The organism is Acidovorax sp. KNOB132 (assembly GCF_057541515.1).
In genome coordinates this window covers 1-4,966 of the sequence record NZ_BAAJYT010000254.1, presented here as the reverse complement: position 1 = coordinate 4,966, position 4,966 = coordinate 1, and the positions used below count along the sequence as shown (strand labels likewise).

The 4,966-nt window shown below is 68.1% G+C and carries 4 protein-coding genes and 1 pseudogene; all 5 read left to right on the top strand.

The features are described 5' to 3' along the window. Positions 1 to 429: pseudogene (locus AC27IO_RS20260) on the top strand (ABC transporter permease); the annotation flags it as partial. Position 430: 1 nt separating this feature from the next. Continuing rightward, on the top strand, positions 431 to 1,234 hold the full coding sequence (locus tag AC27IO_RS20255; protein ID WP_498740440.1) for an ABC transporter permease: 804 nt from the start codon (positions 431 to 433) through the stop codon (positions 1,232 to 1,234). A gap of 67 nt (positions 1,235 to 1,301) precedes the next feature. Continuing rightward, the gene (locus AC27IO_RS20250; RefSeq protein WP_284430264.1) at positions 1,302 to 1,832 is read left to right on the top strand and encodes a MarR family winged helix-turn-helix transcriptional regulator; all 531 of its coding nucleotides are present in this window, start codon (positions 1,302 to 1,304) and stop codon (positions 1,830 to 1,832) included. A 96-nt stretch (positions 1,833 to 1,928) separates the two neighbouring features. Beyond that, a complete protein-coding gene (locus AC27IO_RS20245; protein ID WP_498740441.1) occupies positions 1,929 to 3,395 on the top strand; it encodes an efflux transporter outer membrane subunit in 1,467 nt (488 codons plus the stop codon). Positions 3,396 to 3,807: 412 nt separating this feature from the next. Next, on the top strand, positions 3,808 to 4,966 hold a 1,159-nt coding region (locus AC27IO_RS20240; protein ID WP_498740438.1), incomplete at its 3' end, for an MCP four helix bundle domain-containing protein.

Genomic DNA, 4,966 nt, shown 5'->3' with positions numbered 1-4,966 from the left:
CTGCCGCTGCTGGGCTGGCGCGAATGGGCCTGGCAGCCGCCGGCCAGCGCGGCGGCAGGGCTGGCGTTCGTGCTCTCGGCCGGCCTGGCGGTGCTGCAGTCCACCGCGCTGGTGATGCTGCTGAACGTGGCGGCCACGGCAGCGCTCAACGAGCGCGGCATCAACGCGCTGGCCGTGCCGGCGGTGGTGGTGCTGTCGGGCAACCTGCTGCCGCTGCCCCTGCTGCCCGATGCGTGGCAGTGGGCGCTGATCGCGCAGCCGCTGGCGGGGTTGCTGGACATTCCGTCGCGCATCCATTCCGGGCACTGGGCCGGCTGGCAGGCCGTGGGCGGGCTGGCCCTTCAGGCCTTCTGGATCGCCGTGCTGGTGGCGCTGGGCCGGCTGGCGATGCGGCGCACGCTGCGCCACCTCGAAATCCAGGGCGGCTGAGATGGGATCGTTCGCGCTCTTCATCCGCCTGGCAGGCGCCTCGCTGCATGCACAGGCGCGCTACCCCGCGTCCGCCATGCTGATGACCCTGGGGCAGTTCCTCGCCACGGGCATCGAGGTGGTCGCGGTGTGGGCGCTGTTCCACCGCTTCGGCAGCGTGCAGGGCTGGAGCCTGGGCGAAGTGGCGCTGTTCTACGGCCTGGTGAACTGCATGTTCGCGGTGGCGGACGCGCTGGGGCGCGGCTTCGACGTGCTGGGCACCGAGTTCCTGCGCACGGGCGCGTTCGACCGGCTGCTGCTGCGCCCGCGGCCGCTCGCGCTGCAGCTCATGGGCCACGACCTGCGCCTGAGCCGGCTGGGGCGGCTGATGCAGGGGCTGATGGTGGTGGCGTTCGCCACCGCGCAGGCGCCGATCGACTGGACGCCGGCCACCCTCGCGCTGGCGGCATGGGCGGTGGCCGGGGGCGTGGCCCTCTTCCTGGGCATCCTGGTGCTGCAGGGCACCCTGGCGTTCTGGACCGTGGAGAGCCTGGAGATCGCCAACGTGCTCACCTACGGCGGCGTGCAGGCGGCGCAGTACCCGCTGGCGCTCTATGCGCAGTGGTTCCGCCGGCTGCTGACCTTCGCCGTGCCGCTGGCCTGCGTGGCGTATTACCCGGGCCTGGCGATCCTGTCGCACCCCGACCCGCTGGGCGCGCCCGCCTGGGTCGGCTGGGTGTCGCCCGCCGCCGGCTTCGCCTTCCTGGCCGCCGCCTTCGGGGCCTGGCGCCTGGGCCTGCGGCACTACGCCTCTACCGGCAGCTGATCCCTTCGAACCCGACCTGGCAAATAGAGACTTGACATTGTTTGTCTAGTCAATTATTGTTCAGGCCATGATCGACGCCCAAAAAACCGATGCCAGCCGCCTGCCGCCCGCCCCGCTCACCGTGGCGGGCATTCCGTTTCTGGTGGAAGAAAGCATCGGCTACCAGATGCGCCGCATCGTGTGCATCGTCGCCAGCGAGATCGAGCGCCGCATGGAGCCCCTGGGCCTGACCGATGCGCAATGGAAGCCGCTGCTGCGCCTGTACCTGAACCACGAGAACACGGTCGCGGGCCTGGCGCGCCTGTGCCAGCTCGACGCCGGCGGCATGACCCGCCTGCTCGACCGGCTGGAGGCCAAGGGCCTGTGCTCCCGCACGCGCTCGGTGGAAGACCGCCGGGTCGTGCACATCGAACTCACGCCCGAAGGGCATGCGGCGGCCGCGCAGATCCCCGCGATCCTGACGGAGCTGCAGCAGGTGTGCGCCCAGGGTTTCCAGCCGGCCGAGTACCACCAGTTGCAGGATTTCCTCAAGCGCATCCACGGCAACCTGCAGACGCTGGGGGCGGCGGCCGACACCGCTGCGCCCCGCCCATCCTGAGAGTCAGTCCACCATGAACGCCACTTTTCCCTCCACGCCCGCCGCAGCCGATGCGGCCTCGGCCCGCGACACCGCGCGCCCGACACCCCCAGCCCGCTGCGCGGCGCGCTGCAGTATTTCGCCACGCTGGCCATCGCGCTGGCGGCCCTGCCGGGCCTCACGGCCTGCGCCGACATGTCCGGCATCGCGCCCCATGCGCAGATGCGCGACGCCGCCTCGCTCGGCCTCGCGGCGCCAGCCGCCGGTGCCGGCGCGGTGGCGCAGAAGTCCTTCGCCGAAGCCACGCTGCCCACGGACTGGTGGCTGGGCTTCGGCGACGGCCAGCTCGATGCGCTCATCGACCGCGCCCTGGCCACCAACCCCAACCTGAAGCTCACCGAGGCGCGCATCGCCCGCGCCCAGGCCTTCATCGAGACCGCCCGCGCGGCCGACGGCCCGCAGCTCAACGGCAGCCTGGACGTGAACCGGCAGCTCTACAGCGCCAACGGCCCCTACCCGCCGCCGCTGGCCGGCAGCGTACTCAACAGCGGCACGGCGCGCCTGTCGGGCAGCTGGGAGATCGACTTCTTCGGCAAGAACCGCGCCGCGCTCGAATCCGCCCTGGGCAGCGCCAATGCCGCGCAGGCCGATGCCCAGGCCGCGCGGCTGCTGCTGGCCAGCAACGTGGCCCGCAGCTACTTCCAGCTGGCGCGCCTGAAGGCCCAATTGGGTGTGGCCGAACGCACGCTGGCCCAGCGCAACGAAACGCTGCGCCTGGTGCGCGACCGCGTGGATGCGGGCCTGGACACCCAACTGGAGCGGCGCCAGAGCGAAGGCGGCCTGCCCGAGGCGCGCCAGCAGATCGAGGCGATCCAGGAGCAGATCGCCCTCACCCGCAACGCCCTGGGCGCGCTGGTGGGTCAGCCAAATGCCGCGGACGCCCTAGATTTTCCTGCCCTAAATGCTATTAATTCGATAGCAATCCCCAGCACACTGCCGGCCGACCTGCTGGGCCGGCGTCCCGACGTGGCCGCCGCGCGCTGGCGCGTGGAGGCCGCCACCCAGGACGTGGCCGTGGCCAAGGCGCAGTTCTATCCGAACGTGAACCTGACGGCCTTCCTGGGCCTGTCGTCGATCGGGCTGGACCGCTTCGCCGAGGCCGGCAGCAAGGAGTGGGGCATCGGCCCGGCGATCCGCCTGCCGATCTTCGACGCCGGCCGCAACAACGCCAACCTGCGCGTGGCCGAAGTGACGCGCGACACGGCCCTGGCCCAGTACGAAAAATCCATCCAGACCGCGTTCCGCGAAGTGTCCGACGCGCTGGCCGACCGCGCCACGCTGGACGAGCGCCTGGCCGCCCAGCGCTCGCTGCTGGACGCCACCCAGCGCGCGCTGGACCTGTCGGACGCGCGCTACCGGCTGGGGGCCGACAGCTTCCTCACGGTGCTGGACGCGCAGCGCTCGCTGTACGCGGCGCAGCAGACGCAGATCACCCTGCTGCTGGCCGAGCAGACCAACCGGGTCACGCTGTACAAGGTGCTGGGGGGTGGCTGGGCTGCCGACACCCCCACCGCCGCACCCTGAACGGCTCACTTCCCAGAGCCGTTCAAAAGGCCATCGCTCATCCGCAAGCCTGCGGAGTGGGCCGAAAGGGAGGCGGGCAAAGGGCCTGAGCGAGGCCCGCGTGCGCCCGGCCTGCACTACCCGATTGAAGGCAACGCGACAGGCACTTGGTCGCAAAAATGGCTCTCGACCCATTTCAACCCCGAAAAACCCGGATGACAAGTCGCGCGCAGCATGGGTCTTAATCCGGCATTATGGCGGCTTTTTTAGCCTTTATTTTGATAGAAATGATATTTTTCTATCAAAATCAACCTTCCGAACCCGATCGAAGCCACTCTTTGTTGTGATTTGCAGACATAATGCACAAAATCTCACAAATTTTTAAATCACGAGCAAACTGGGCATGTGTCTTATTTCTAGCCAAGGATCTCGTATGAATTCGCTTTCCATTCGCCAAAAGCTTTTGAGTGTCATCGCTGCGGTGCTGCTCGCGTTCTCTGGCCTCAGCGTGTTCCAACTGGTCAAGATGTCTGACATCACCCAGGGGCTGAATCAGCTTTATCAGAAAGATTTCACCAACTCCTATTACGTGAGCGAACTCGACGGGCTGCTCACCCGGGTGGACATCAACATCCTGCGCATGATCGCCATCGGCGATCCAGCCCTCATCAAAACGTGGAAGGCCGAGAACACCGAACGTTTCGCCAAGGCCGATCAGCTCATCGCCAAACTGGCCAACAACATCGATGACCAGGGCAAGCCGCTCGCCGCCGACCTGCAGTCGGCCTACACCAAGATGCGCGCGGGCATGAACCGCCAGATCGAGCGCATCGAGGCAAACGACATCCCGGGGGGTGCCGAGGTGAACCGGCTGGAGGTGAAGGACAACGCCAACGCCGTCTTCACGACGCTGGACAAGATCGCCACGCGCATCAAGCAAGGCGCTCAGACCCAACTCCAGGAGCAACTGGCGACGGGTGCCAGCACCCGCACGGTGGCACTGGTGGCGCTGGTGCTGATCTCCTTGCTGGGTGTTGCCGGCAGCCTGTTGGTGGTGCGCAACCTGCTGCGCCAGCTCGGCGGCGAGCCCGCCTACGCCGTCAACGTGGCGCGCGAGGTGGCCAAGGGCAACCTGATGGTGGACATTTCCCTGCGCAACGAAGACAAGGACAGCGTGCTCGCGGCCATGAATGAAATGCGCAACAGCCTGCGCGACATCGTGAGCCGCGTTCGCCAGGGCAGCGACAGCATCTCCACCGGCGCCCGGGAGATCGCCTCCGGCAACGTGGACCTGAGCCACCGCACCGAAGAGCAGGCCAGCAACCTGCAACAGACCGCTGCCTCGATGGAGCAGCTCACCACCACCGTGCGCAGCAGCGCGGACACGGCCCTGCAGGCCACCCAGTTGGCCAACTCCGCCAGCGCCGCCGCGCAGCAGGGGGGCGAGGTCGTGCGCCGGGTGGTGGACACCATGGGCGAGATCAGCGGCAGCTCGCGCAAGATCGCGGACATCATCAGCGTGATCGACTCCATCGCCTTCCAGACCAACATCCTGGCAGCTCAACGCCGCCGTGGAAGCCGCCGCGCGGCGA